Source organism: Lysinibacillus sp. TE18511 (assembly GCF_054062295.1).
Genome location: NZ_JBSSFD010000006.1, coordinates 166,115 through 191,828, shown reverse-complemented (window position 1 = coordinate 191,828; position 25,714 = coordinate 166,115). Strand labels below are relative to the sequence as shown.

Sequence of the window (25,714 nt, the reverse complement as noted above, 5' to 3'; positions counted from 1 at the left end):
ATGTGCAAAATAGCCATCTATCCGAAAAAAATAGGATAGATGGCCATTCGTCGTGCGTACCGAGAAGGTGCGCTTTTTTTATATTTCGGGCTTACTACTAAATGAACATTTACGAAATAATACAAAGGTTAACGACTGTAATGTTTACCTTTTGTTTACCTTGCTTTTAAGACCACCCATCATCACTGAGTGGTCTTTTATGGTTTATTCAACTAAGCCCAAGACATCGACAAACATTCTATCCGCATGTCAATCAACCATAAAAAATAGCCCCCTTATCAAATAAATAAGAGAGCTATATATAATTCCTAATCTATCACTTATCTTCAACTGGCTTTAGTAGATTTGCTGGAATAAAACCAAAATTCACATCTCCCACCATCAAATAACCATTGATCTCAATTCCTGGTGAATAAAAGACAGTTCCCTTCAACTCCTTATTAGAGTATCTTGTTTTCATCGGACCATTGTATCGTTCTTTATCTTCCGTTAATATATATGAGCCTTTATTTCTTGTTATCTTTTCAAAAATTCGAATATCAGTGCTATCAAGAATACCAGTATTAATAACAGGCCCTCCTTCAATATCTCCTGCACAATAATGGCGATATAATTTGCCATTCTCAATAGAAACTAATAATATTAATGGAGTGCAAACCTCTTCACGTTTTCCAACTTTTAAATACTAAGATTTACAAGCTGAGTATCATACATTTTATACATTTAAAATCCTCCTTTAAAAAATATATTATATATAGAATAGGCAATAACTGGCGACATTTCTAATTTATAAAAATGGCTATCCAATCCCATACAATATAATGAACACTTTTATTTTTACTAATTAAAAGCTCCTGATAGTTTGATAAATTTCAGAAAGCTCGAAAATATGGTTTCAATCTCTACATTTATAACAACAAATTCATCTAAAAAAACTGGAATATTTCCTACCATTTCAAATAAGTTTGAAGGCATATCTATACTATAAATCTTACTACATACAGCTGCTTGTAAGATGGCAAGCAAATTAGCTGTTAGGACTTCTTTATCGAAATGTCGATATAATTCTAATTCACTAAAAGCACTATAATATCCATCTGGTAGACTTGCAATTTCTATTGGCGATAGATTTTCTTGAATTATAAATGGTATATCTTGAATAGTTAAATACCCTTTTTCATAATTACTAGTGATATTTGTGTCACTAGAATTTACTTCGCTCATTATTTGAAAGATTTCTTCAAACCCTTTGAAATCTTCAATTTTGAAACTAACACTTTGTACCAATATTTTGTATTGATATTTTTCTAGTAATCTACATACTTCATTGCAATACTTCGAATACAATAAATTTTTCAATTCGTGATATTCAAAAGTTTTGCTATAATTATGGTATCGTAGCCTTTCAAAAAACTCTCTCCCAACAAGATCGGAACTTAGAATATTTATTTTTTCTGATGATAATTGAAAAATATCTAATTTTAAATCTTCATCCTTAGAATATATTTCTTGAATAAAATAACTAAACTCTTGATTATTTAAATTATCCACAAAGTAATCAAGAATATGCCTTATTCCTTTTTCTGATTTCGATTGGAATTCTTTAATTATTTCAACACTTTTTTCGATTTTCAAATATCCTTTTCGTTGAAACAAGATTAAGGGTTTCCAAATATTATGGACTGTATAATCTTTCCTAGCATAATAACTCGTAAATAATTTATATATAGAGTTCACGTCTATATATTTTTTCAAAAATAAGTTCAACCTTAAATAATCTTTTATATAACCTATTAATTGAAAAGAATCTTTGTCTTTGTAATGGTTAATAAACTCTTCTAATGAAAGGTTTAAAAATTCATTATCTTCTTCTAATAATCCTAATATCTTTAATTCATTTTTTACAGACTGCATTACTGACGGAGCGAAAAATTCTCGATGACTAAAGTCTCTAAAGATTTTCTTTACAAAATCCGTTATATCTTCTTTATTATCTATATAGTCATGTATTTTTTTCTTCCAAAGTACAAATTCTGAATTTATTGGAACCTCATTAATATAAATTGCTACAAATATTTTTCCTATTAAATCTTTAAATTCTAATTCACTACTTTCACGTAATAACCTGTGTGCCTTATTAAAATCAACCGAAGCCTCTAATATATCAAAATATCGATCTTCCGCCTCAAGTTCTTTTTGTATATCTAAATAAAAATTTGTAGTATCGTAATGATTATTAGCTTCAACCATTTCTAACGAAGAGTAGTTTCCCTCTTTTACAAAATACAACATTCCAAAAAGATAACCGGTACTTGTAATATCATCTTCAGTGTACCCATTAAATAATAAAGTATTAATATAAATATATAAAAACTCTTTTAAATTAGAGATGTGATCTCTAGCTAAAATATTCACAATTAAACTAAAATCATAATAATTATTTATTGTTAATTCGTTAGGAGCTATATTTTCAAGTGTAAATCTCAGTTGACTGTAAAACTCCTGAACCGCTTCTATATCAACTGTTCCTTTAAACCATTTTTCAAAGAAATTAATATCTGCATATTTTCTTGTAATCTCTAATTGTTCATTTCTACCAAAAGAGAAATGTAAATATCTGCTAATAAATTGTTTTTCCCCCGACATAATAGATTCATATACCTTATTTTTAATATCATCTATAACTTGTTCGACATTAGCATTTCCAGATAAAGATATTCTTAAATAAGTATTCAAACTATCATGTAATAAGGAGATTCTATTCAACTTGATTTCAAATAAATAAGGATGCTCATCTATTATCTGATTGATAAACATAGAAAAAGGCCCTAATAAAGTATTTATCTCTGACCTCATAAAATACGAATTAGATGTTAGGAACACTCCCAAAGTCTCTTTATTACTGTACTTCTTTGTTATGACATCATAATATTCATTAACAGTATCTAATTGGGGTAAATCTGGTACCGTTTTATTTATTTTATACGAATCAGCTACAAACCTAACCAAAATTGGATAACCTTGAGTTATTCGAAATATTTCTTTAGATAACATATAATCAGAAAAATGATATTGCTCATTCAAAAAGAAACTCGTTTGTTCAAAATTCCAATTTTGCAGTCTATATACTTCCCAATTTACGCTATATTTTAATGGTCTAGAAAGTATAATCACCTTAGCCCCACCAAGTTCCACACTATTTATAAATTGAATATATTTTTCTAATTCATATGGATTATAATTTTCGACATGATCTAGCCCATCTATAATTAACGTTATATTATTAATTTTTAATTCATAAACAATTTCATCAATATCTTTTTTAATTAGTTTCTTAAAAATTCGTTTTATTAAATCACTTATGAAATTGTCATATCTTAATCTATTTTGATAATCATAATCTTGATTAGATATCCAAAATCTATAGATTATTTTTTCTCCATTTACTTTTATATTATTAACTAAGTGACTTTTACCAATACCAGGCTTTCCCTCAATTAATAAAGGTTTTTGGTTAGCAATATGAAATTCCCTAACTTCAATAGTAGGATCCACTAATTGATTAGAATAAATTTGTAAAACAGGCAGCTCTTGAAGACTAATTACAAGTTCTCTTTCATCAAATTTCTTTTCAAAAAATGATTCTATAAGTGATATCCTCGGCAAATCTATTTCATAAAGTTTTTCTACCTTTGTTCTAATTTCTTCTCTAGATAAAGAAATTATATAGACATTATCAATCGAATAACTTGGTAAACCTAGTATTTCAGAGTTACACTCAATATCGATTTTCTTAACAAAGATAATATTTTTAGTAGCTGCCGTTGTATGTGGATTGGATTTAATTTTTGCAATACCATCACTTACAGTAATATTAGAAATATTTATTGCTTTAAAATCTTTCATTTGGCAAAACGTTTTAGTCCCATCCTTATTAACGATTACTAAATCGTCAAATTTATGCTCCACATCTGCCTCTATTTCTATCCCTAAAATTTCTCTCTCTACATCCATAAGAACTAATATATAAAAGGCAACAAGCTTTTGATATGAGTAACCAATGATAGAGTTTTTTGCTGTTTTCAATCTGAACACCTCTCTATGCTTATATCTATTCAAAACCTCACTTTAATCAAACAAAATCCCCTCAATAAATTGGAAGCTTTTTTATATTTAAGTCTATCTCTTTCGGACATACCATTTAAAATTACATAAACTTTGATTCCTTCAAAAAAGCATAATTTAAGTGTTTGACAATTAAACCCGTCAACTGGACTAAATTGATATGTGAAGACTTTTTGATTTTCACCTAAAACTTTTGTTCCCCAGTTAACAGCTTCGTTTTCAATTATATTAATCGCCTTATTAGTAAAGTTCATAGCCTCTTGATAATCTTCATTATTGAAGATTTCCGAAATAACTTTTATTTCTCCTTTGTATGTCTCATTGTTTCGATAAAAATATAAACCTCTAGCTATCGCTTCAAACGCATAAGTTAATTTGTGATTATCTGTTTCAATCATAGAGACAGGAAACTTATAATTTCCAACCTCTATCACCTCGCTATGTTTAACACTTAATAGCTGCTTATTTCTAGAGAGAGTTCTATTTATTTTAGTTTTTGTTTGAATAAAAGCTAAACTATTATTTCCAACTTTACTTGTTAATGTAGCCATTAAATATTCATCTAAACTAGATTTTTCAATATTATGTAAGTCACATGAAGGCACTTTAATTAAATTTTTTCTATAATTACCTTTGTAAAAATCTTTTATATCTTTTTCTTCTGGAAACATACACTTAGGTGGTACATGTTCCATAGATACTGCAGGTTTACCACACCAATAACAAATTCCTTGCAATGTACTATTCACCTCCAACAAATTAAGATTTCTTCAAACTAGCTATTACCTAAAATTATACATATATATGATGTGTAGATCATTCATAAAATAATTTATGATTTTTTATTTTTTCCTCTTCGAATATAAAAAACTTGCAGCTATACTATTTCAAATCGTAAGAAATGAGGAATTCAAATAAGCAAATTAGAACTCTATTTAATCTTAAGCCCGAATTCAAAAAAATAAGCGCACCTTACGGCACGCACGACGAATGGCCATCTAACTTTCTGCAGCACTGCAAGGGAAATTTACGATTCAACCTTGGAAAGGCTGGCAAGAAGCCTTTAAAGAAGTTTATATCATGACTTACCTATTTGAGTGCCAACAACAAAAATACTATTATGATATGCATAAAATCAACTATGAGTATAAAAGTATTAAATCTTCAGAAGGTACTTATTCACTTACTGATTATGCACCCACAAGTAAGGCAACGTTTTCGAAACTTAAATCTTTGATTACTATTTATGAAGGCAAACTTAACAATATTGGTGATGATAAATTTACTATGTCTAAAAGTTGGTTTAATAAATCCCAAAATGAACAGTTAATAAAAAAGTTACAGAACAATACTACAACCTATTTTAAAAACAATGTAAAAACACCAACAAAATTGAATATGTGGACTTGCTTCAAAGACCATAAACCTAAATTAAAAGGCAAAGGGTACACAAAAGGATTTGTAGCAGTAAATGCTAGGGCAACTAATGAATTTAAAGAGAAGGAATCCCTAGCTTACCTAGTAAATCGCTTTATGTACACCTATGAGAAGAACTTTTTTATTTCTAAAGGCATTGAAATTAATGAAGATATGTTTGCATTATCAGAACTACTTCAATGGATATGGAGAAGCCAAATTCGTGATGGATTACCGATTAACTTATATATACCAAGTAGTTGAATGCGAAATTTATTAAAACAATTTTTAAAGTAAGATAAACGCTTTCTGGTTTTAAACTGGAAAGCTACCCCTTTATTTTTAAATTTTCTCTGGCTTTTAATATGTACCAGTTCAAAGCAGTATTTTCTTTTAAACGCTTTATAATTATTGCTTCATCAATTCCCATTTCTCTTATTATCAAGAAGTTTAACAGCCCTTTTAACATCATAATAGTATTAAATAAATCATGAGTATCCTCAATTATATTTTTCTTACTCCCCTTCTCATAATGAGTGAGAAAATTTCTAGTATCAACTAATTGCGCTATGAATTTTTCACATTCGTCTTTTTCTCCAATTAAAAATAATTTCGAAGCTTCACCTAGACTTTCTAAAAGTTCTGTTAATCTAGTTCTTAAGTTAATCTTTTTTCCATTACTTTCACTTTTAACTCTATGATAGATTTCTAAAGCTTGAACATAGCTTAAAAAACTCGAATTAACATACATCGGTTTATAAAATTCCTCTGAGTACAACTCAAGAATAATTTTATAGTTCTCTCTAAAGCTAAACCAATTGTTTAAAATAACATCAATATTATCTTCAATGTCATCAAATTTTATTAACGATTTCTCAAGTTTGAAATTTTCTTCAATATTCATTTTTCTCAAAGTACGAAAGTGCATGTATTGATGCCTAATTTCACTTCCATTCTCGTTCCATGTTGTATCTAAATCTCCGTAATATATTATTGAAGTATCATACACAGGTTTGTTAATCAATGTTGTTAAAAGAATCCTTACAGAATTAATTATTTGCCTATACCATTCTATATTTTGATTTTTATTAGGAGTAATTCTTAGGCAAGTTTCATTTTTCCAGTTAATAGTTTGTGGACTTGTAGTTATCTTTGGGTTATCAACTTCCTCGATTAAAAAATCTAACCCTTGAATATTTACTTTGAAATTCTCAGCATCTTCCCACTCTATACTTTTTAAGTAATTTCTTCTATTTAGTCTTTCAAAACTTTTCTTATAATGATTTCTATTAATCCATTCTGCTAGATATGTCGGGAAAATCACCATAGAATTAAAAGTAATATCATTCTTTTTCTCGAAATGCCCTCCTACAATAAATTCATTCACATAAAAAGTTTGAGTAGTAAATCCTGGTGCACTAAAAGGCGATTCTATTAACTGTACATTGAATAAGCTAAACTTTTCCCCTTTGTCAGAAAAACCAAATATGGTGTCATGTTTTATACCCGTTGGCAAAAAAAAGTCATCTTCCCCAATACAACCGATTAATTCCAATGTAATTCTTTCATGTGTATAAAATAAAATCCCTGATACTTCCTCTGTAGAATTAGGAAGCCTCCAATAACCTTTAATTTGAAACTCATCATTTATTCTGTGTTTCATAGCTTTTGCACCTGACATTTAAATACCACCCTACTAAAATTTATATTTATACCTCTAGTAATTCAGTTTTATTTATTTTACTAGATTATTAACCATAATTTATAAAATGTTTTCCAATAACTATTGAAAAGTTAGTAGTTTTCACGGCTTGGCCATCTGTAAAATTATCTTTTTTAATTTATCAATTATTTTGGTCATCCTAATAAAGTCATACAAAAAACATAGATAAAGTAATAAAAAACCTTTAAACTAGGAAACACTTTTTATACATGAAGCCAGAGTTGAGGAAAATGGCTTGGTGCAAAAATGACTGCCTACATTTCAGAAACTCACTTAATAGAATCTGAAACATAGCCAGCCACTCGCTTTATGTACATGAATCCGTCATTTGAGGTATCCGTATATGTATGCCCTTGTTAAATGTGATTCTTTCAAATCAATACACATAGTTTCTACTTCTGCCCCCGAAACGTCTTGTAATCCGTCTACATGCCTTCTGTGTGTATCGTAAATGCTTATTCTACTGTTATGAGAAACTCAACAACAATTACAATGTATTATGTATTCTGCATGACCTTAATCATTCAGACCTTCCACTCCTAGCCATTAATGATCGCTGGCACCATTCAGATACCCAAGCCAACAAGGAAGCTTGTAGTGGTATCCTAGACATTTGTTTGCATCGGGAATGTCATAACCTTTCCAGTTTTATTTTGATTCGAGTTAGTGGGCAACCTCGAAAGAGTTTTACCTAAAAAAGACAATAGGAAACTAGACCTTTGCATTTTAACTTTTTTTGCAGTAAAATAAAGGCAATATAACTCATATTTAATTGTAGGTAGTGCTATATTTGATATTGAGTTCAGTCACCTATTGCGAGTAGGTGGCTTTTTATTTTTGTTACTTTTTGTCATTTAAAATTTGTTAAAGATAATTTCTTAGCTTATCTGATACATCAGTTAATTCAGTATGTAGATATTTGGTTGTTACAGATAAATCGTTGTGTCCTAGTGCTTTTGAAACCAATAACAAATCATTGGACTTCGCATATAGGTTTTTTGCGAATCCACGTCTTAATGCATGTGGATTCATATTTTTAATTCCGTATTTCAATGTGTATTTCCTAAGTTGTTTCTGAATTGAATTAGATGTAATAGAATTAGATGTTGGCTTTCCTTTAATCGTAATAAATAAATTATCATTACGTTCTTTGTATTCATCTCTAATTAAACGGTTCTGTTTTATCATGACCTGTAACAGATAAGTCAATTGTTCATCTAAAGGTAAAATTAATCCTTTATGATTCTTCATAACTTCTCCGTCAAGTTGCAGTCTTTGATTAACAAAATCAACATGTTTTTCTTTCATTCGTGCAATAGTTCCAATCCTTAATCCACAACGATACATCAATAAAATTGCAGTGGCATTTCTTAAATCTAGAAACTTTGTATAGTCAAGAACAGATAAAAGTAAATTTACATCTTCATCTGTAGCACCTTCTTTGATTTCAGTATCCACTTTTTATTTACTGACCGCCAAAACTTATTCGTGAACCATCCATTATCAAAACAACGTCCCAGAAATGCTTTAAAACACTTTAAACGTGTTAATTTAGTTGTATTTTTGACGTTCATCTGTTCCAGCCAAGAATAAATTACATCGCTAGTTATATCCATCAGATACACAACATTTGTATCTCTGATAAAATAATGAACAATTGTACTATAATCGTATAGCGTTCTTTCACGACAACCACTGACTTCAAGTTGTTTCAGAATGACTGACAACGCTTGTTCAATTGTCACATCAATACGTTTTTCTTCAGGCATTCTAACTTGAATTAACGGTTGTTCAATTTGGATATCAAATATCCCCTTCTTTTTAGTCAAAAGAAAAAAGCACCTCCACCTATAATTCATCAGTACAGAAACTCGACTGACCGAGTACTGTAAAATTGAATCATAAGCGAAAGTGCTTATTTCTCTAAGTATAACGTTGTAAAACTGGACGTCCCAGGAGGGATTCGAACCCCCGACCGACGGCTTAGAAGGCCGTTGCTCTATCCTGCTGAGCTACTGAGACATGATGTCATCTCTATATAAACTATATTAAGGACAATATTTATTATATGTGCTTTAAAGCATAATGTCAACATTAATTTTACTATGAAGGCAAGGTTTGCCTCATGATAAATATTATATGATTTCATATACCCCTTTATGCCATTTCTCAAAACTACTTTTGCTAATCATAATAGATTTTTTGTTAAAATAATCAAAAGCAAAAAAACTGGAGGAAGCTTAAATGTTCAAAGATTTAATAGTAGTTGTAACTGGTGGTGCACAAGGGATTGGCAAAGGCATTGTACTTGCATATACACGAAAAAGTGCCAATGTTATAATTGCCGATGTAAATAAGGAATTAGGTCAGTAATTGGAAAAAGATTTACTGGAGCAAGGTTATTCTGTTCTTTTTGTTCAAACAGATGTTACGAAAGAACAAGAAGTTGTTTCATTAATGCAAAAAGCAGTTGATCATTTTGGTACTATCCATATTTTAATTAATAATGCAGGGAAATTCCAACATAAATCTCTTTACGACGTAACTTTGGATGAATGGAATAATTTGATTCAAACCAATTTAACTTCTTTCAGCGGGTGTCCAAACTCTCGCTGAAAGAAGTTAAAGCCACCGGCGGATGTCACGGAATCGGAATGGAGTTCTTTGTGCGAGCACAAAGCCGATTCTGGCCGCAATTATGCCGAGGCATAATTGATCGAGTGCTTTTTTATGTGCAAGAGAAGCTGCACAAATTATGCGAACAAATAACAATGGTGGTTCTATTGTTTCTCTAGCTTCTACACGCGCTGAGATGTCTGAGCCCCATACCGAAGCCTATGCAGCAACAAAAGGTGGGATTGTCGCATTAACACATGCTTTAGCACGATCTTTAAGTCCAGATAATATTACAGTTAATTGTATTTCACCTGGTTGGATTGAAACAGGTGATTATGAACAGCTTCGTCACATTGATCACGAGCAGCATTTATCGGGGCGTGTTGGCGTGCCTGAAGACATTGCACAAGCTTGTTTATATTTAACAAGCCCAGTAAATAATTTTGTCACAGGCATTAATCTAACTGTCGATGATGGGATGACAAAGAAAATGATGTATGAAGAATAACTTATTCAACCCTTTCATAATTATTCTTTCATATATGGAAGTACCTCAGAGTATTCTAGATTAGAAAGAATATTAGAAGGAGTGGATACTCATTGTTCTCTTACCCAGATGGATATTATATGAATCCTTTAGGCACGCTCTATAATACCTCTCACGCCCAATATACCGCACCGATTCGCCATTTTTCACTACCACAGAACGATTGTCGACGCTGTATTAGTAAAGCTGAAGCTGATTTTATGGCAATGAATCGTTTATTATGGATGGAGCACGTCAATTGGACGAGGATGACGATTATCAGTATTGTCTTTGGCTTACCTGACTTACCCTATGTGCAGGAACGACTGCTACGAAATGCGACCGACTTAGGCAATAGTCTACGTCCATTTTACGGTGACCAAATTGCTGATCGTTATACGGAGCTGATTAAAGAACATCTTATCATTGCAGCACAGTTAGTGACTGCAGCTGCTAAAGGGGATGCAGCAACAGCAGAGGCAAAAGAAAAGGAATGGTATCGTAATGCTAACGACATCATCATATTTTTGAATCGAATTAATCCATATTTGAGTATAGAGGCAGTGCAAAAAATGTTCTATACGCATTTAGCTTTAACAAAAAAAGAAGCTGTAGCAATGATTCAGAAAAACTATCAAGAGGGTGTTCAAATTTTTGATGTCGTTCAGGCCGAGGCAATTGCTATGTCGGATATGATTGCTAGTGCCATTGTGATGCAATTTTGCTATCTTTTTTATTAATGTTATTAATAAAACCAGCTCTTTTGACAAAGTTAATTTGTTAATAAAGCTGGTTTTTCATTTCCACTATTGGTGGATCAATTCTAGCCTTTTGTATTTTTGAATAATGAGCTATTGGATGAGTTCCTTTTGTTGTTTTATTCACAAAAGGAGCTAGTGTATTGCTTACGATATCAATATTGACCCGTTGCAACTGCCATGGCATATGACTTATATCTATGCGCAGTAAGGAATTTTTCCATTTCGACCAAGAATGATAACGTTCCACCAACCATTTTTCTAAGGTAGAACTCATTATTGCACCGGAAATCGGTTGATATGAAATCTTCAACCTTTCAGCCAGCGCTCCGTGATGTAAACTTGTAAAAGAAAAATGGTTACCTCTTTGTTTTAAAGATATTTTTGAATGGCGATATGATAGACTGCCTTTTGTAGCTATTTGTACAATAAAACGATTCGTAACATCTAAGTTAAAAAAATAAATACCTTTCACGCCGTTATATGTAACATATGTGCGGACATTAAGCTGTAAATAGGAATCCATCCCAGGGAATGGTGGTAGAAATCTCAAGCGTTGTCCTTTTACTTTAAAAAGGACAACACTAAGCCAAGCGTTATTTTCATAGAGATCCAGTTGCAATTCTTGAGGGATGTACGGCTCTATTTCATTAGGTGATATTGGCCAATGTAGAAACAACACATCTTGCCATATTTGCGTCATAATCCACGGTTTGCTCCACATAAAATAACTCCCTTCTGTACTAAAATTCTTTCCTACAAAGGAGTTATTCAAACGAAAATGATTATTTTTGTTCTGAATCGAACGTTTCTTTTTCAATATATTTGTAATATAAATTGCGTAATTCGGATTCTTTATAATTGCCTAAATGACTTTTATATTGTGGATGCACCAAAATTCCATGCTCTCGAAGTTGCTTAACAAACCAACCTTTTGAATACTTATACACGTCACACATTCTCCTTCACATATATTCATACATAGCGTATGCTCAGGAGTTTCGTGTGGTTACGGTTATTGCACATAAAAAAACGAAGGAATTTATCCCTCGTTTTTAACTTATGTGCCACAAAAAGTTCGATACGGTTGGTTAGACGGTGTTGGTAATGTAGCATATTCCCGCTGCTCCTTAGTATGTGCAAAGGGCTGTGCAAGAGCGTTCAGTAATCGATGCATTACACTGTAGTCTCCACATGCAACAGCAGCCTCTAATGCTTCTTCTACACGGTGATTTCGCGGAATTACTGCTGGATTATGATCCCGCATTAATTGGTGAGACATGTCTGTTGTTTCCTGTTGTCTTTCACGTCTTCCAAGCCATTTCTGATGCCATTCTTTAAATTCTTTTGCACTAAATAACTTTGATTCATCAAAATTATCGAAGGTTAATGCAATAAATGTATTCGTATAGTCTGCCTGATACTGCTGCATTAACGATAGAAACTCTTCAATTAGTGCTACGTCCTGATCTTCTTCGTTAAATAACCCAAGTTTTGCTCGCATACCTGTTAACCAGTTTGCATAATACAGCTGTGGATATTGTTGTAATGTCTCTTGAGCTAGGTTTATGGCATCTTCCTGATTTTCATCGATTAATGGTAATAACGATTCAGCAAAACGTGTTAAATTCCATCCCCCGATATTAGGTTGGTTACCGTACGCATAACGACCTTGTCGATCAATCGAGCTAAATACTGTCGCAGGATCATAGATATCCATGAAAGCGCAAGGACCATAATCAATCGTCTCCCCACTAATGGCCATATTATCTGTGTTCATGACACCATGAATAAAACCGACTAGTTGCCATTTTGCAATGAGAGTTGCTTGCTTCTTCATGACTTCCTGAAGTAGGTAGAGATAACGATTTTGAGCTTTATCAACATTTGAAAAATGACGCTCCAAAGCATAATCTGCCAAAGCCTTTAGCTCCTCTTCAGTTCCCCAATTTGCTGCGTATTGGAAAGTTCCCACTCGCAAATGACTACTTGCAATACGAGTTAAAACTGCACCAGGGAGCTCGGTTTCACGAATAATCATTTCACCTGTAGTCACGACAGCCAAGCTTCGAGAGGTTGGAATACCGAGTGCATGCATTGCTTCACTCATAATATATTCACGTAGCATTGGACCAAGTGCTGCTCTGCCATCTCCACCTCGGGAATAAGGGGTTCTTCCTGAGCCTTTCAGCGCGATATCAAATCGTTCATGATTTGGTGTTATTTGTTCACCTAACAACAGCGCCCTTCCATCTCCTAGCATATTAAAATGCCCAAATTGATGTCCGGCGTAAGCTTGGGCAATGGGCGTGCCACCAGTTGGGCTGTTGTTACCTGCAAAAATTGCGACCGCTTCTTCGTTTTGCTGAGCATTGAAATTTAATCCAAGTGACTGTGCGACCGCTTCATTTAACATTACTAATTTTGGTGAACGAACTGGATTTAAAGTGAGTGATGTATAAAAAATACTTGGTAGGCGGGCATAGCTATTATCAAAATTCCATCCTATTGTATTGTCCATGTTTTCTCCTTTATCGTTTATAGTTATTTTTTCTATTTCATCATAAACAATTCATAGCCATTTTTACCATTTAGCTTTCTGCTAATAAAACAAAAACGCTTTGAGTTATTTTAACCTAAGCGTTTTTGTTCCATCATTTTCGTATAAACTTGTGAGTGGAAATACAGTGATGATCATCTGTAAAAAACTTTACTTCAAAATACGTATCTTCAATCTCGACAAGGGCAAAGCTTTTTTCTTTACGACCACGTGGTTTTAATAAGCTCCCCGGATTTAAAAATAAGACATCCTCAATCATTTCAGCAGCAAGAATATGAGAGTGCCCAAAGCATACAATTTGCGCATCTACCTCTTTGGCACGATATGATAATGACAAGATTGAAGTTTTAACATTGAATAAATGACCATGTGTTAAAAAGACTGTTACGTCCTCTATATCGAATACTGCTTCATCCGGAAAAGCTTGATCGATATCACAATTTCCTCGTACTTTCTTCATACCATCCAATGCTTTATGTGAGAATGGAAGCTCACTATCTCCACAATGAATGAAAGTATCGACTTTTGGGTAAAAGCCTCGAACTTTTTCAATCACATCACTATCGCCATGTGTGTCACTCATGACCAGTATTTGCATGGATATCACCTCTTATTTTATAAGATTTGGCAATTGTTCCTTCAGCTTACGAATCGCATTCCCACGGTGGGAAATTGCTCCCTTTTCTTCGGCAACTAGCTCAGCCATCATACGGTTTAAGCTTGGGACAAAGAAGACAGGATCATAACCAAACCCATTAGCACCACGTTTTTCGTGTGCAATGACACCTTCACAAGTACCAAAAACTGTTGTCGTTTCAAAACCTGGCCCCGCAATAGCGATGCAACAGCAGAAACGTGCAGTACGCTTTTCATCTTCGACATTCTTTAGGTTTTCTAACAGCTTAACCATGTTTGCTTCATCATCATGATCACCAGCGTAACGTGCAGAATAAACGCCTGGCTCACCATTTAATGCGTCAACAGCTAAGCCACTATCATCAGCAATAACAATTGTGCCTAGCTCTTTTGCTAATGTTTCTGCCTTTATGATGGCATTTTCCTCAAAGGTAGTGCCTGTTTCATCTATTTCCATTTCTGGTGCAACATCAAACATCGTTACTACTTCATAGCCAAGTGGACCAAATAATGCTTCGAAATCTTTTGCTTTTCCTTTATTTTTAGTGGCAATCACTACTTGATTCATATTATTCATTTCCTCCCACTTTGTTAGCCAAACCACCTAGTGTCTCTTTTTGAAGTGCAATCAATTGTTGAATGCCCTTTTCACCTAACGCTAGCAGTTCATTTAATTCTTCACGAGAAAACGTTGCTTCTTCGCCTGTCCCCTGTAGTTCAACAAATTGACCTGCCCCTGTCATAACGATATTCATATCTACGGCAGCAGCGACATCTTCAACGTAGTTTAAGTCTAAAACTGCCCCTTGCTCTTCAACAATACCAACACTTGTTGCAGCTAAATAGTCTGTTACTGGGAACTTTTCTAGTTGTTTTTCTTCTGCAAATTTGGCAATTGCCTGTGTCATCGCTACAAATGCGCCTGTAATTGAGGCTGTACGTGTGCCTCCATCTGCTTGAATCACATCACAGTCAATCCATACAGTACGCTCGCCAAGCGCTTCTAGGTCAACTACAGCACGTAATGCTCGACCAATTAAACGTTGGATTTCCATTGTACGGCCATTGACTTTGCCACGAGATGATTCGCGCGGTGTACGCTGTGCTGTTGCACGAGGTAGCATCGAGTATTCTGCCGTGATCCAACCTTTACCTTGTCCACGTAAAAACCCAGGAACCTTATCTTCAATCGTTGCTGTACAAATTACTTTTGTATTGCCTACTTGAATTAAAACTGAGCCTTCTGGGTGTAATAAATACTCACTATCTATTTTCACAGGACGCAGTGCATCTACATTTCTTCCATCAAATCTTGTCATCATTTTTTCCTCCTAAAAACTTTCGCGCCCTCATCTTACCATAATTTTATCCTTCAAAAAAGTGCTCAGTCCCTTATGTACAATGCTAAAAATGGCAAAAATCAGCCTAGCCCACTGCTAAGCTGATTTTTTATTTTAATGTAATACGTTTTATATTGAGAGTACCTTGCTCAAGCCAATTTTCAGCAATCGAACGGAAAATTGGAACAGAACCGGTTGCAAAAAATTTATGAGCAGGCACTGCATCTGTGTCAGCCAAAGTACCATTATACGCAAGCATTTCTTGAACATCCTTTGCTGTTTCCTCTGCGGAAGATAGTACAAAGACTTCTTCTCCGACCACAGCTTCAATTTGTTTTTGCAATATTGGATAATGTGTACACCCTAGTATAACTGTATCAAATTGTTCATTTTTCAACGGCTTTAAGCCTTCTTCAATTAGTTTATTTGCAAATTCACCTTTATATTCGCCACTTTCTACAAGTGGTACGAATGTTGGACATGCCAATGGAATAATATGTGTTGACGTATTCAGTGACAATAATGCTTCCTCATACGCCGCACTTTTAATAGTTCCTTCTGTTGCAAGCACAACGACTTCATGTCGCTTCGTTTTCTTTACAGCTGCACGTGCGCCAGCATTAATAACGCCTAGTACCGGAAAAGGCATATTTCTTTGTAAACTTTCGAGTGCTACTGCAGTCGCTGTATTACAAGCAATGACGAGCATTTTGATATTCATTTTCTCTAGTGCTTTTGCCATTTGCCAAGTGAAGTTTCGTACTTCCTGACGAGTTCTCGGACCATAAGGACATCTTGCTGTATCACCAATATAATAGATCGTTTCATTTGGTAATCGCTTCATTATTTCTTTTGCTACGGTCAAACCGCCTACTCCTGAGTCAATAACGCCTATCGGGGCATTCATACTTTCCGCCTCAATCCTGTTTCATGTGTACATGTAGTTTTTCTAAAAAGCTTGATAATTGCTCGACTTCTTGTTCGTTAAAACCAACAAGTTTTTCTTGCAAATATTGCTGTCTTTTTTCAATTACTTCTTGAATAATACGTTCGCCCTTTTCGAGAAGATGAACAACAACGACACGACGATCATTTTCGTCACGCACACGTTTGACTAATTCATTCTTCTCCATCCGGTCCACTAAATCTGTTGTTGTACTAAAAGCTAAGTATAATCGGTTTGACAAGTCGCCAATTGTTATATCTCCAAGCTCTTCTAACCACTGTAATGCAACAAATTGTGGCGGCGTAATCGCATATTGTGAAACAATTTCTCTTCCTTTTTGTTTCACAATGGCCGCTATATAGCGTAATTCCTTTTCAACCGTTGCAACGGTTTCAGGTGAGTGCTTTGTTAGTTCATCCGACATATAACTATTTCACTCCTAAAAATACGTTGAATAGTTCTATTTTGTCGTTTTTTCTCTGAAATAGCAAGTGTCCATTAGTCTAATTTGAATTCTTCTAAGCGTAACAGCTCAATTAACGCCTGAGATCGGTTCGTTACACCTAACTTTTGAATTGTGTTGGAAATGTGATTTCGCACTGTTTTTTCACTGATACCAAGTTGCTCTGCAATATCCCTCGTTGTTTTTTCAGCTAATAAAAGCGCAAATATTTCACGTTCTCGGTTAGTTAAAAGAGAACGATGATGAGAGCTATTCATTTTCAGTTACACCCTCCTCCCCCGCACGTATTGTAACTTATGTTAAGGAACGAGGAGCGGTGACGGCTATTTTCATGAATATTACATGTTTCCTGAAAAATTTTGAAAACCGCTTCCATAAATCCGTAAATTCATGTGAAATTGCAATTTCATCAGCCGAAATGTTTGTTAATGGCGAAAAAATGCCTCAATACTCTCTATCTATTTTTAGCTCCGTAACCTACAATATTTTGAATCGACTTTTATGTTACAGAATCCCCATGCTAACGAGTTGAGCACTTGTTTCTTCAGATAGAGGTACACTCTTCCCAGTCCGAGGATCCATTTGCACTATCGTACCACGACCCGTAAAGCAAACCCCATCATGTTGGTTTTTCGCTAAATAATGAATATCCATCGATGAGTTTCCTACTTTCGCTATCTTCGTATAAATTTTTAGGACATCATCAAAGAAAACTTGCTTCACGTAGTCACACTGTAAGTCGGCTACGATCGGAATACTATCCACATTTTCATCACTTACTGAAGGCATTAGAATCCCTAAATGGCGAAAATAATCGATTCGTGCCTGTTCAAAATATGTAAAGCTAACTGTATTGTTCATATGACCGAACATATCCGTTTCTGAAAAACGTACACGCACCTCAGTAAAAAACGAAAAATCCTTTGCCCAGTTCTGAAAATCTCCGATATAATTTGCTTTCATCTTAACCATCCCCCTAATTTTCATTCACTTCTTCTAAGCTACATACAGAATTAGCGAACAATAATGAATATATATTCATTATATAAGAAAACATTAAATCGTCATAGAAAATCCGAATTTTCACTCATTTTTTTCCAACAAACTACCCTATCTTCGAGATCAGTCAACTATCCTTATTCAATCATTGGTCCTATGCTTAAGCTGTATTTGTAAGAGCACTGTCTTTATATCAAAAGATTAGGGGAGGCACAATGTGAAGCTTTCTCAAACGCTTCGCCGATTGACTACGGGGTCTCCTCGGCTTGTTGTCACAAATATCGTAGTTAAAGAATTCTTTTAGTTTATTAATCTTTATCGAATAATGCCCCTTAGGATAGAACTGCCTGTAAATTACTTATTTTAAAATAGAAAAAAACTCCCCCACACATTTAGTGTAAGGGAGTTTAGGAGTAAAGCTTGTACTATTAGTCTACGAAGTGGTCAGAACCGAAGAAGTTACGGAACATTTGCACTGTAGTTGCACGGTTTAATGACGCGATAGATGTTGTTAAAGGAATACCTTTTGGACAAGCAGCTACACAGTTTTGTGAGTTACCGCAGTTTGCAAGGCCTCCATCACCCATAATTGCATTTAAACGTTCGTCTTTAATCATGGCACCCGTTGGATGAGTGTTGAATAGACGTACTTGTGATAATGGTGCTGGTCCGATGAATGAAGCTTTTTCAGACACGTTTGGACATGCTTCCATACATACACCACAAGTCATACATTTAGATAATTCATAAGCCCATTGACGTTTACCTTCTGGCATACGTGGACCTTCACCTAAATCATAAGTACCATCGATTGGAACCCATGCTTTAACTTTTTTAAGTGCATTGAACATACGATCACGGTCAACTTGTAAGTCACGAATAACCGGGAATGTTTTCATAGGCTCAAGGCGAACTGGTTCAGTCAATTGATCAATCAGTGTTGAACAAGATTGACGCGGACGGCCATTGATAACCATTGAACATGCACCACAAACTTCTTCAAGACAGTTCATGTCCCATGCAACTGGTGTTGTTTTTTCACCATTTGACAAAACAGGATGCTTTTGAATTTCCATTAATACAGAAATGACGTTCATACCATGGCGGTAAGGAACTTCGAATTTCTGCCAGTAGCCATTGCCACCTTGTGTATCTTGACGTAAAATTTCAACTTTTACCATTCTTCCAGTATTAGCTGCGATATCCATAATTCTTAGTCTCCTTTCGCAGAGTAATCACGTTTACGTGGCGGGATTAATGAAACGTCAACTTCTTGGTAAGTGATGATTGGCTCACCCGTAGTTGGATCAAATTTCGCCATAGTTGTTTTTAAGAAGTTTTCATCATCACGTTCTGGGAAATCTGGCTTATAGTGAGCACCACGAGATTCGTTACGTAATAATGCACCTTTTGTCATTACTTTCGCAAGTAGTAACATATTTTTAAGCTGACGTGTAAAGTGAGCACCTTGGTTACTCCACTTTTGCGTATCGTTGATGTTGATGTTATCCCAACGTTTTAGAAGATCATCAAGTTTTTTCAATGTATCTTCAAGTTGATCGTTGTAACGTACTACTGTCATAGTAGCTGTCATCATTTCGCCAAGCTCTTTATGAATCAAGTAAGCGTTTTCTGTGCCATCCATTTTCATGACAGCATCCCATTTTGCTTGCTCTTCTTTTACGCGAGCATCATAAATTTCTTGCGGAAGATCTTCAGCATGCTTTTTAAGATGTTTAACGTAATCTACTGCGTTTGGTCCAGCAACCATACCGCCATAGATAGCAGATAATAATGAGTTTGCACCAAGACGGTTTGCACCATGTTGAGAATAATCACATTCACCTGCTGCAAATAGACCAGGAATTTCAGTCATTTGGTTGTAGTCAACCCATAATCCACCCATTGAGTAGTGAACTGCTGGGAAGATTTTCATTGGTAATTTACGCGGGTCATCCCCTACGAATTTTTCGTAGATCTCGATGATACCACCTAGTTTAACGTCTAATTCATGTGGATCTTTATGAGAAAGATCTAGGTATACCATGTTTTCGCCGTTGATACCAAGTTTTTGGTTTACACAAACGTCGAAAATTTCACGTGTTGCAATATCACGTGGTACTAAGTTACCATATGCAGGATATTTTTCTTCCAAGAAATACCAAGGCTTACCGTCTTTGTAAGTCCAAATACGGCCACCTTCACCACGAGCTGATTCTGACATTAGACGGTTTTTGTCATCTCCAGGAATCGCTGTTGGGTGAATTTGGATGAACTCACCATTCGCGTATGAAGCACCTTGTTGGTAAACGATAGAAGCAGCAGAACCTGTATTAATAACAGAGTTTGTTGTTTTACCGTAGATAATACCAGGGCCACCAGTCGCCATAATAACAGCGTCTGCACGGAATGATTTGATTTCTTCTGTACGCATATCTTGCGCTACGATACCACGACAAACGCCGTCAGGATCGACTACTGCACCAAGGAATTCCCAGTGCTCATATTTGTTCACTAAACCAGCTACTTCGTGAGAGCGAACTTGCTCGTCTAGTGCGTATAGTAATTGCTGACCAGTTGTTGCACCAGAGAAGGCTGTACGGTGCATTAAAGTACCACCGAAACGACGGAAGTCAAGAAGACCTTCTGGTGTACGGTTGAACATTACACCCATACGGTCCATTAAGTGAATAATACCAGGGGCTGCATCACACATACCCTTAACTGGTGGTTGGTTTGCTAAGAAGTCCCCACCGTATACTGTATCATCAAAGTGGATCCAAGGAGAATCCCCTTCACCTTTTGTATTTACCGCACCATTAATTCCGCCTTGCGCACATACAGAGTGTGAGCGTTTTACAGGAACTAATGAGAATAAATCAACTTCAGTACCAACTTCAGCTGCTTTAATCGTTGCCATCAGACCAGCTAGACCACCGCCGACAACAATTATTTTGCTTTTCGCCATGATTATTTCTCACTCCTCTTTAAAAATTGCAATGATTGAATGGACTCTATAGTATCTTCTATTAAATTAAACGAAAGATAAAATAGCAGCCACACCAACTACACTTAGAATTACGAAAATAATGTTTGTTACGTAAGTAGCAATCTTTTGAGACTGAGGAGATTGTGTAATACCCCAGCTTACTAGGAATGCCCATAAACCGTTTGATAAGTGGAAAGTTGCTGATAAAATACCAACAATATAGAATCCAAGCATAAATGGATTCGCAACGATATCTGCGATCATATTGAACTCAACATCTGCACCTAACGCTTTTTGGATACGTGTTTGGAAAATATGCCAAGCAATGAAAATCACTAAGAATACACCAGTGAAACGTTGTAATGAGAACATCCAGTTACGGTATGTACTGAAACGCCCTGTGTTTGGTGAAGCAGTGAATGCAATGAAGACACCATAGAATGCGTGGAACAATAATGGGATATAAATAATTACCCATTCCATTACTAACAGAAGACTATGTGGAATTAATTCCATCTTACCTACTGCATCATTGTAAGCTTGTTCACCACCAACAGCAGTGAAGTTCATTGACAAGTGGAACATCAGAAACAGACCTACTGGAATGACACCAAGTAGAGAATGTAAACGACGCCATAAAAACTCTCGATCTTTCGACAAGACTGTTACCCCCCTTAGTACTTAAAATAGCACAGCAAAGAAGTCATCATTTTGTAAATGATACCTCATTGACTGTGTATTTCATCATGGTACAATATTATGACATGTTTATTGTACTCTCAAGTGCTACGAGCGTCAAGGCAACTCGGCGTTTTTCACAGCCCTTATTAAAGAAATAATCTAGTACGTGATGCATCGTTTTTTCTCGGAAAAGCCACCTTTACTTTATTAACGTCAAATTTTAAGAAAATTCTAAGAAAGAAGGATTTCAATGTTAAACACTTCATCTCCTACAATCTCATCATTTGGCTATGAGATAATTCGCGATCATATTCTATCTACCATTCTTGGCAAACATGAAGATGACGTCCTTTATTGGGCAGGAAAAGAGCTTGCTCGAAAGTTCCCATGTAAAAGTCAAGATGAACTTATCGCATTTTTCGCAGATGCCTGCTGGGGTAATTTAGAGCTTATGAAAGAATCGAAGGATGGACGTATATTCCAACTGACAAATGATCCAACAATTTTACAAATCGGTTTACGTAGCTTTAGACTTGAAGCAGGATTTATAGCTGAACAAATCCAGCAAGCAAAAGGTTATTTAACAGAATGCTATGATGAAAAGCGTGAAAAGCAACAAAACGTTATGTTTACAGTGAAATGGGACGTCAAAGAACGAATCATGCACACCGTTCCTACCGAATAAAATGAAAAGGATTGTCGTCCCAAATTGATGGATGACAATCCTTTTCTATTTCTATATTTATAGTTGAGCATGTCTTTCTTTTAAAAGTACATCTATTAACGACATAAATGCTTCCAAAATATTAAGTGAGTGTTGAATCGTTTCCTCTAAATTAATAATTGACAATTCATTAACTAATTTTTGAGCAGCCGTATGTACTAATTCATGAGGTTGTTCTATACGACGAAACTCCAGTAAATTCTGATATTGCTCAAAATGTCCATAATACCATTTCCCAAACGCACATTGATGATGCGTTTTTAACGTTTCTTTATGTCCTGCCTTTTGAATAGCATTTCGCAAAAAACTAGCATGATCCATTAATCTTGCTGCCAATTGGCTAATTACCGTTTGCTCTGAGGGCTTTCGAATTGTCGGTGCAATAACATGTAACATTTCAAATACTTGATTCTGTATTATTTCCGAGAAGTCACTTGTATGTGATAATTCTGTCATTGTTACAGCTAAACGATCTACAGCTACTACATTCTCTTCTGATGCAGCTGTTATTTGATGAATTCCACTTGCTACTTCTTCAATATTTTTACTTGTTGCTGTCAAATTAGCAATATTACCTTTCATGATACTTAAAAAATCAGTGAAGTAATGTTCGACTTGTTCAATATTTTTTAATGTATTATGTAATTGCTTATCGATAACTGATCGAATCTTCGTCATTTCTTGCAATGAATCTTTCGAGCTATTAGCTAACTTTCCTACCTCCATCGCGACAACATTGAAGCCCTTCCCTTGCTCACCTGCACGTGCAGCTTCAATAGAGGCATTTAAGGCTAGTAGTTGTGTTTGATCGGCAATCCCTGTAACACTTTTACTAATATCATTCATTTTACTCATTTCATTGTTCAGATGTTTTGTTGAATGAGCTCCTTTAGCTAACAGCTCCTGAACCATTTCACCTTTTATAATGGATGATTCCATTTCCTCTACAAGTAATAACGAATGCTGTTTTATTTCTTGAATATTTGCATTAACATTTTGTTCAACCGCAAGTATCTCTTCTGAATTTGATGACATTTCTTCAGCCATTGCTGAAATATCTCTTACTTTTGTTGAGACACTTTGAACCTTTAAAGCCGTTTGACAATTAATTAACTCCATATGTGCAAGTACAAAGTCCAAAATCGCATTTCTCACATCGATGCTTTCTTGCTCAAGTTCCAATTCCTGAATTCGCTTTTTTAATAGTTGTATTTCGGAATCGTTGTGTATCTCAACGCTTTCAATTGGCTTTTGAAATAAACCTAATAATGCCATACAAACCTCCACCTTTTCCTTGGTAAAACATATAATTGCCTCATCACCATAACGTGTGGTTGATTTCCGTTCCGACTGGGCGCTTTCCTGGGGGCGTCCGATGAGCCGCTTCACTCGCGTTGCTCGCTGCAGGGTCTCATCTGTGACGCTAATCCCCAAGGAGTCGCCCAGTCTCCACTCCAATCAACCTATATCAATTTTGCCTTGGCGTAATTGCACCCGGATTTTGAATTGTGCCCAGGCCTGCAAATGTTTTTTTGTGCGAAAGCGTAGTGCTAACGTAGCGGCAGCAACAGATGTTTTTTGCGCGAAAGCGTAGCGACAGCAGCACCGATGCAGGTCAGTTTGCCGTTTTCGCAGGATGCGAAGATTTTAGGCTAACATCCTTAAATTCATTCCTTTGAAAATCCGTGACATCCGCCAGAGGCTTTATCTTCATTGAGTAGGGGTTTGGAACCTATTGACAGGGAACCACATCCGCATTTATCTCACTACCTTCAGAGGTGGGAGTCTTCTACTGAATAAAGATACAAGGCATACGTCTTAACAAATGTCATCCACAACTTTTGGTGATGATCCATATAATTACATTTTACTATACAATAATATCAATAGATAAAATATTAAATTAGTATAAAGAAAAAAATAGGATGTGCCTTTTATTGACACATCCCATTCATTATTATACGTAAAGTGCATGTTCTAAATTGAATTCATCGTGCAATGCATTTGCTGCACGAATCATTTCATCCTGAGGTACAACAACAGATACTTTTATTTCAGATGTACTTACCATTTTTACTGGGATACCTTCACGACGCAAACGATCAAACATACGGGCAGCAACGCCTGGATTAGATGCCATACCTGAGCCAACTATTGAGACTTTTGCTAAGCCGATTTCAAAATCAGCAAAACTAAATCCTAGTGATAATTTACTATCTTCTAAGACACGTAATGCTTCTGCAAACTCCTCTTTTAAAATGGTAAACGATACAGTCGGCTTTAAGCCATCTATTATTGCTTGCACAATGATATCGACGTTTATGCGATTTTTTGCAAGTATTGTGAACATATCTGCTAGCGAAGCATCAGAATAAGCATCATAACCAACCGTTAAACGAATAACATCTGACTCATAGGCAACACCACGAACTATTAAATTTTTCTCCATTCCAACTTCCTCCTTCAATAAAGTACCTACTGTATCTACTACGCTCGACCGAATAATAACTGGGATTTGAAATTTCTTCGCTAATTCTACAGCTCGCGGGTGTAAAATTTGTGATCCTAAGTTTGATAGCTCTAGCATCTCGTCATAGGAAATTTCTTTTAGCTTTTGTGCCCTAGCAACATGACTTGGATCAGCTGTATAGACTCCTTCCACATTCGTGTAAATATCTACGCGCTCCGCTTCCAATGCCGCCGCGATAGCTACAGCCGTCGTTTCCGCTCCGCCTTTACCGAGCGTCGTAATATTCTGTGAATAATTAATACCTTGTTCCCCCGCAACGATTACGATTTGCCCTTGTGCAAAATGCTCTGCTATTCGACTAACATCAATATCATCGATACGCGCATTGAAATACATATCATCAGTTTGAATACCTGCCTGCCAACCTGTTAATGACACTGCATGATATCCTTCTTCCTGCAAAGCAATCGCAACTAACGCACTTGATAGTTGTGAGCTTGTTGAAAGTAGTACATCTAGTTCACGCTTAGGCGCACTATCTGATAAATCACAAGCCATCTCTGCTAATTCTTTCGCCATACTCCTCATTCCCGCAGTTACAACGACAACATCATAGCCTCTTTCCTTTTCAGCTATCGCCCTTTTCGCAACATCTTGAATATGCTTTGTCGATGCTAATGCAGCACTACCGAATTTCATCACAATTCTCGCCATACAGATCATTCTCCTTCGTATTCAATCA

The 25,714-nt window shown here is 35.3% G+C and carries 24 protein-coding genes, 1 tRNA gene and 2 pseudogenes; 5 read left to right on the top strand and 22 right to left on the bottom strand.

Annotated elements, in window-relative coordinates; translation table 11 throughout:
• Window positions 1-316 precede the first annotated feature (316 nt).
• From ACVWXS_RS07170 to ACVWXS_RS07160, 3 genes are all read right to left on the bottom strand, one after another.
• On the bottom strand, window positions 317-460 hold the full coding sequence (locus ACVWXS_RS07170; RefSeq protein ID WP_456957198.1) for a hypothetical protein: 144 nt from the start codon (window positions 458-460) through the stop codon (window positions 317-319).
• Window positions 461-840: 380 nt separating this feature from the next.
• Window positions 841-4,086 (bottom strand): hypothetical protein, encoded by a 3,246-nt coding sequence (locus ACVWXS_RS07165; protein WP_456957196.1) that lies wholly within the window; start codon window positions 4,084-4,086, stop codon window positions 841-843.
• Window positions 4,087-4,115: 29 nt separating this feature from the next.
• Window positions 4,116-4,862, bottom strand: coding sequence for a hypothetical protein (locus ACVWXS_RS07160; protein WP_456957194.1), 747 nt, complete (start codon window positions 4,860-4,862; stop codon window positions 4,116-4,118).
• Between the two features lie 343 nt (window positions 4,863-5,205).
• Here ACVWXS_RS07160 and ACVWXS_RS07155 point away from each other — a divergent pair, with 343 nt between their 5' ends.
• Window positions 5,206-5,805, top strand: a complete 600-nt coding sequence (locus ACVWXS_RS07155; protein WP_456957192.1) for a hypothetical protein — start codon at window positions 5,206-5,208, stop codon at window positions 5,803-5,805.
• A 64-nt stretch (window positions 5,806-5,869) separates the two neighbouring features.
• Here the strand turns inward: ACVWXS_RS07155 and ACVWXS_RS07150 are convergent, their stop codons facing one another.
• The 4 genes from ACVWXS_RS07150 to ACVWXS_RS07135 form a co-directional block, all read right to left on the bottom strand.
• Window positions 5,870-7,222: an ApeA N-terminal domain 1-containing protein gene (locus tag ACVWXS_RS07150; RefSeq protein ID WP_456957190.1), complete on the bottom strand. Its 1,353-nt coding sequence runs from the start codon at window positions 7,220-7,222 to the stop codon at window positions 5,870-5,872.
• A gap of 906 nt (window positions 7,223-8,128) precedes the next feature.
• Window positions 8,129-8,722: a tyrosine-type recombinase/integrase gene (locus tag ACVWXS_RS07145; RefSeq protein WP_456957188.1), complete on the bottom strand. Its 594-nt coding sequence runs from the start codon at window positions 8,720-8,722 to the stop codon at window positions 8,129-8,131.
• Window positions 8,680-9,093, bottom strand: coding sequence for a hypothetical protein (locus ACVWXS_RS07140; RefSeq protein ID WP_456957186.1), 414 nt, complete (start codon window positions 9,091-9,093; stop codon window positions 8,680-8,682). The genes ACVWXS_RS07145 and ACVWXS_RS07140 overlap by 43 nt, the downstream gene beginning before the upstream one ends.
• Before the next feature lie 119 nt (window positions 9,094-9,212).
• Window positions 9,213-9,286 (bottom strand) — tRNA-Arg (locus ACVWXS_RS07135).
• 222 nt (window positions 9,287-9,508) lie between these two features.
• Here ACVWXS_RS07135 and ACVWXS_RS07130 point away from each other — a divergent pair.
• The 3 genes and pseudogenes from ACVWXS_RS07130 to ACVWXS_RS07120 form a co-directional block, all read left to right on the top strand.
• Window positions 9,509-9,853, top strand: a pseudogene (locus ACVWXS_RS07130) (SDR family NAD(P)-dependent oxidoreductase); the annotation flags it as partial.
• Between the two features lie 136 nt (window positions 9,854-9,989).
• Window positions 9,990-10,388, top strand: a pseudogene (locus ACVWXS_RS07125) (SDR family oxidoreductase); the annotation flags it as partial.
• Between the two features lie 92 nt (window positions 10,389-10,480).
• Entirely contained in the window at window positions 10,481-11,146 is a 666-nt protein-coding gene (locus tag ACVWXS_RS07120) for a hypothetical protein (protein WP_456957185.1), read from the top strand.
• A 40-nt stretch (window positions 11,147-11,186) separates the two neighbouring features.
• Here the strand turns inward: ACVWXS_RS07120 and ACVWXS_RS07115 are convergent, their stop codons facing one another.
• The 13 genes from ACVWXS_RS07115 to ACVWXS_RS07055 form a co-directional block, all read right to left on the bottom strand.
• On the bottom strand, window positions 11,187-11,888 hold the full coding sequence (locus tag ACVWXS_RS07115) for a YqjF family protein (RefSeq protein ID WP_456957183.1): 702 nt from the start codon (window positions 11,886-11,888) through the stop codon (window positions 11,187-11,189).
• A gap of 61 nt (window positions 11,889-11,949) precedes the next feature.
• Window positions 11,950-12,123, bottom strand: a complete 174-nt coding sequence (locus ACVWXS_RS07110; RefSeq protein ID WP_456957181.1) for a DUF2639 domain-containing protein — start codon at window positions 12,121-12,123, stop codon at window positions 11,950-11,952.
• A gap of 101 nt (window positions 12,124-12,224) precedes the next feature.
• Complete coding sequence (locus ACVWXS_RS07105) at window positions 12,225-13,685, bottom strand: protein adenylyltransferase SelO (RefSeq protein WP_456957179.1); 1,461 nt, start codon at window positions 13,683-13,685, stop codon at window positions 12,225-12,227.
• Window positions 13,686-13,818: 133 nt separating this feature from the next.
• Window positions 13,819-14,322 carry a metallophosphoesterase gene (locus tag ACVWXS_RS07100; RefSeq protein ID WP_456957177.1) on the bottom strand — a complete coding sequence of 168 codons (504 nt, stop codon included), beginning with the start codon at window positions 14,320-14,322 and terminating at the stop codon, window positions 13,819-13,821.
• A 12-nt stretch (window positions 14,323-14,334) separates the two neighbouring features.
• On the bottom strand, window positions 14,335-14,928 hold the full coding sequence (locus ACVWXS_RS07095; protein WP_456957175.1) for an XTP/dITP diphosphatase: 594 nt from the start codon (window positions 14,926-14,928) through the stop codon (window positions 14,335-14,337).
• 1 nt (window position 14,929) lies between these two features.
• Window positions 14,930-15,679: a ribonuclease PH gene (gene rph, locus ACVWXS_RS07090; protein ID WP_374967514.1), complete on the bottom strand. Its 750-nt coding sequence runs from the start codon at window positions 15,677-15,679 to the stop codon at window positions 14,930-14,932.
• A gap of 130 nt (window positions 15,680-15,809) precedes the next feature.
• Window positions 15,810-16,607 (bottom strand): glutamate racemase, encoded by a 798-nt coding sequence (gene racE, locus ACVWXS_RS07085; protein WP_368635682.1) that lies wholly within the window; start codon window positions 16,605-16,607, stop codon window positions 15,810-15,812.
• Between the two features lie 10 nt (window positions 16,608-16,617).
• On the bottom strand, window positions 16,618-17,070 hold the full coding sequence (locus ACVWXS_RS07080) for a MarR family winged helix-turn-helix transcriptional regulator (RefSeq protein ID WP_368635681.1): 453 nt from the start codon (window positions 17,068-17,070) through the stop codon (window positions 16,618-16,620).
• 74 nt (window positions 17,071-17,144) lie between these two features.
• Window positions 17,145-17,366, bottom strand: a complete 222-nt coding sequence (locus tag ACVWXS_RS07075) for a helix-turn-helix domain-containing protein (RefSeq protein WP_368635680.1) — start codon at window positions 17,364-17,366, stop codon at window positions 17,145-17,147.
• Window positions 17,367-17,613: 247 nt separating this feature from the next.
• Complete coding sequence (locus ACVWXS_RS07070; protein WP_456957171.1) at window positions 17,614-18,072, bottom strand: acyl-CoA thioesterase; 459 nt, start codon at window positions 18,070-18,072, stop codon at window positions 17,614-17,616.
• Window positions 18,073-18,536: 464 nt separating this feature from the next.
• On the bottom strand, window positions 18,537-19,316 hold the full coding sequence (gene sdhB, locus ACVWXS_RS07065; protein ID WP_368635678.1) for a succinate dehydrogenase iron-sulfur subunit: 780 nt from the start codon (window positions 19,314-19,316) through the stop codon (window positions 18,537-18,539).
• A gap of 5 nt (window positions 19,317-19,321) precedes the next feature.
• Window positions 19,322-21,076 (bottom strand): succinate dehydrogenase flavoprotein subunit, encoded by a 1,755-nt coding sequence (sdhA, locus tag ACVWXS_RS07060; protein WP_368635677.1) that lies wholly within the window; start codon window positions 21,074-21,076, stop codon window positions 19,322-19,324.
• Between the two features lie 66 nt (window positions 21,077-21,142).
• Window positions 21,143-21,757: a succinate dehydrogenase cytochrome b558 subunit gene (locus ACVWXS_RS07055; protein WP_068983915.1), complete on the bottom strand. Its 615-nt coding sequence runs from the start codon at window positions 21,755-21,757 to the stop codon at window positions 21,143-21,145.
• Between the two features lie 271 nt (window positions 21,758-22,028).
• On the opposite strand from ACVWXS_RS07055, the gene ACVWXS_RS07050 reads away from it, so the two are divergent.
• On the top strand, window positions 22,029-22,463 hold the full coding sequence (locus ACVWXS_RS07050; protein ID WP_368635676.1) for a YslB family protein: 435 nt from the start codon (window positions 22,029-22,031) through the stop codon (window positions 22,461-22,463).
• Window positions 22,464-22,520: 57 nt separating this feature from the next.
• Here ACVWXS_RS07050 and ACVWXS_RS07045 read toward each other — a convergent pair whose 3' ends face one another.
• Entirely contained in the window at window positions 22,521-23,960 is a 1,440-nt protein-coding gene (locus ACVWXS_RS07045; protein ID WP_456957168.1) for a methyl-accepting chemotaxis protein, read from the bottom strand.
• Between the two features lie 499 nt (window positions 23,961-24,459).
• Window positions 24,460-25,686, bottom strand: coding sequence for an aspartate kinase (locus ACVWXS_RS07040; protein ID WP_456957166.1), 1,227 nt, complete (start codon window positions 25,684-25,686; stop codon window positions 24,460-24,462).
• Between the last annotated feature and the right edge of the window lie 28 nt (window positions 25,687-25,714).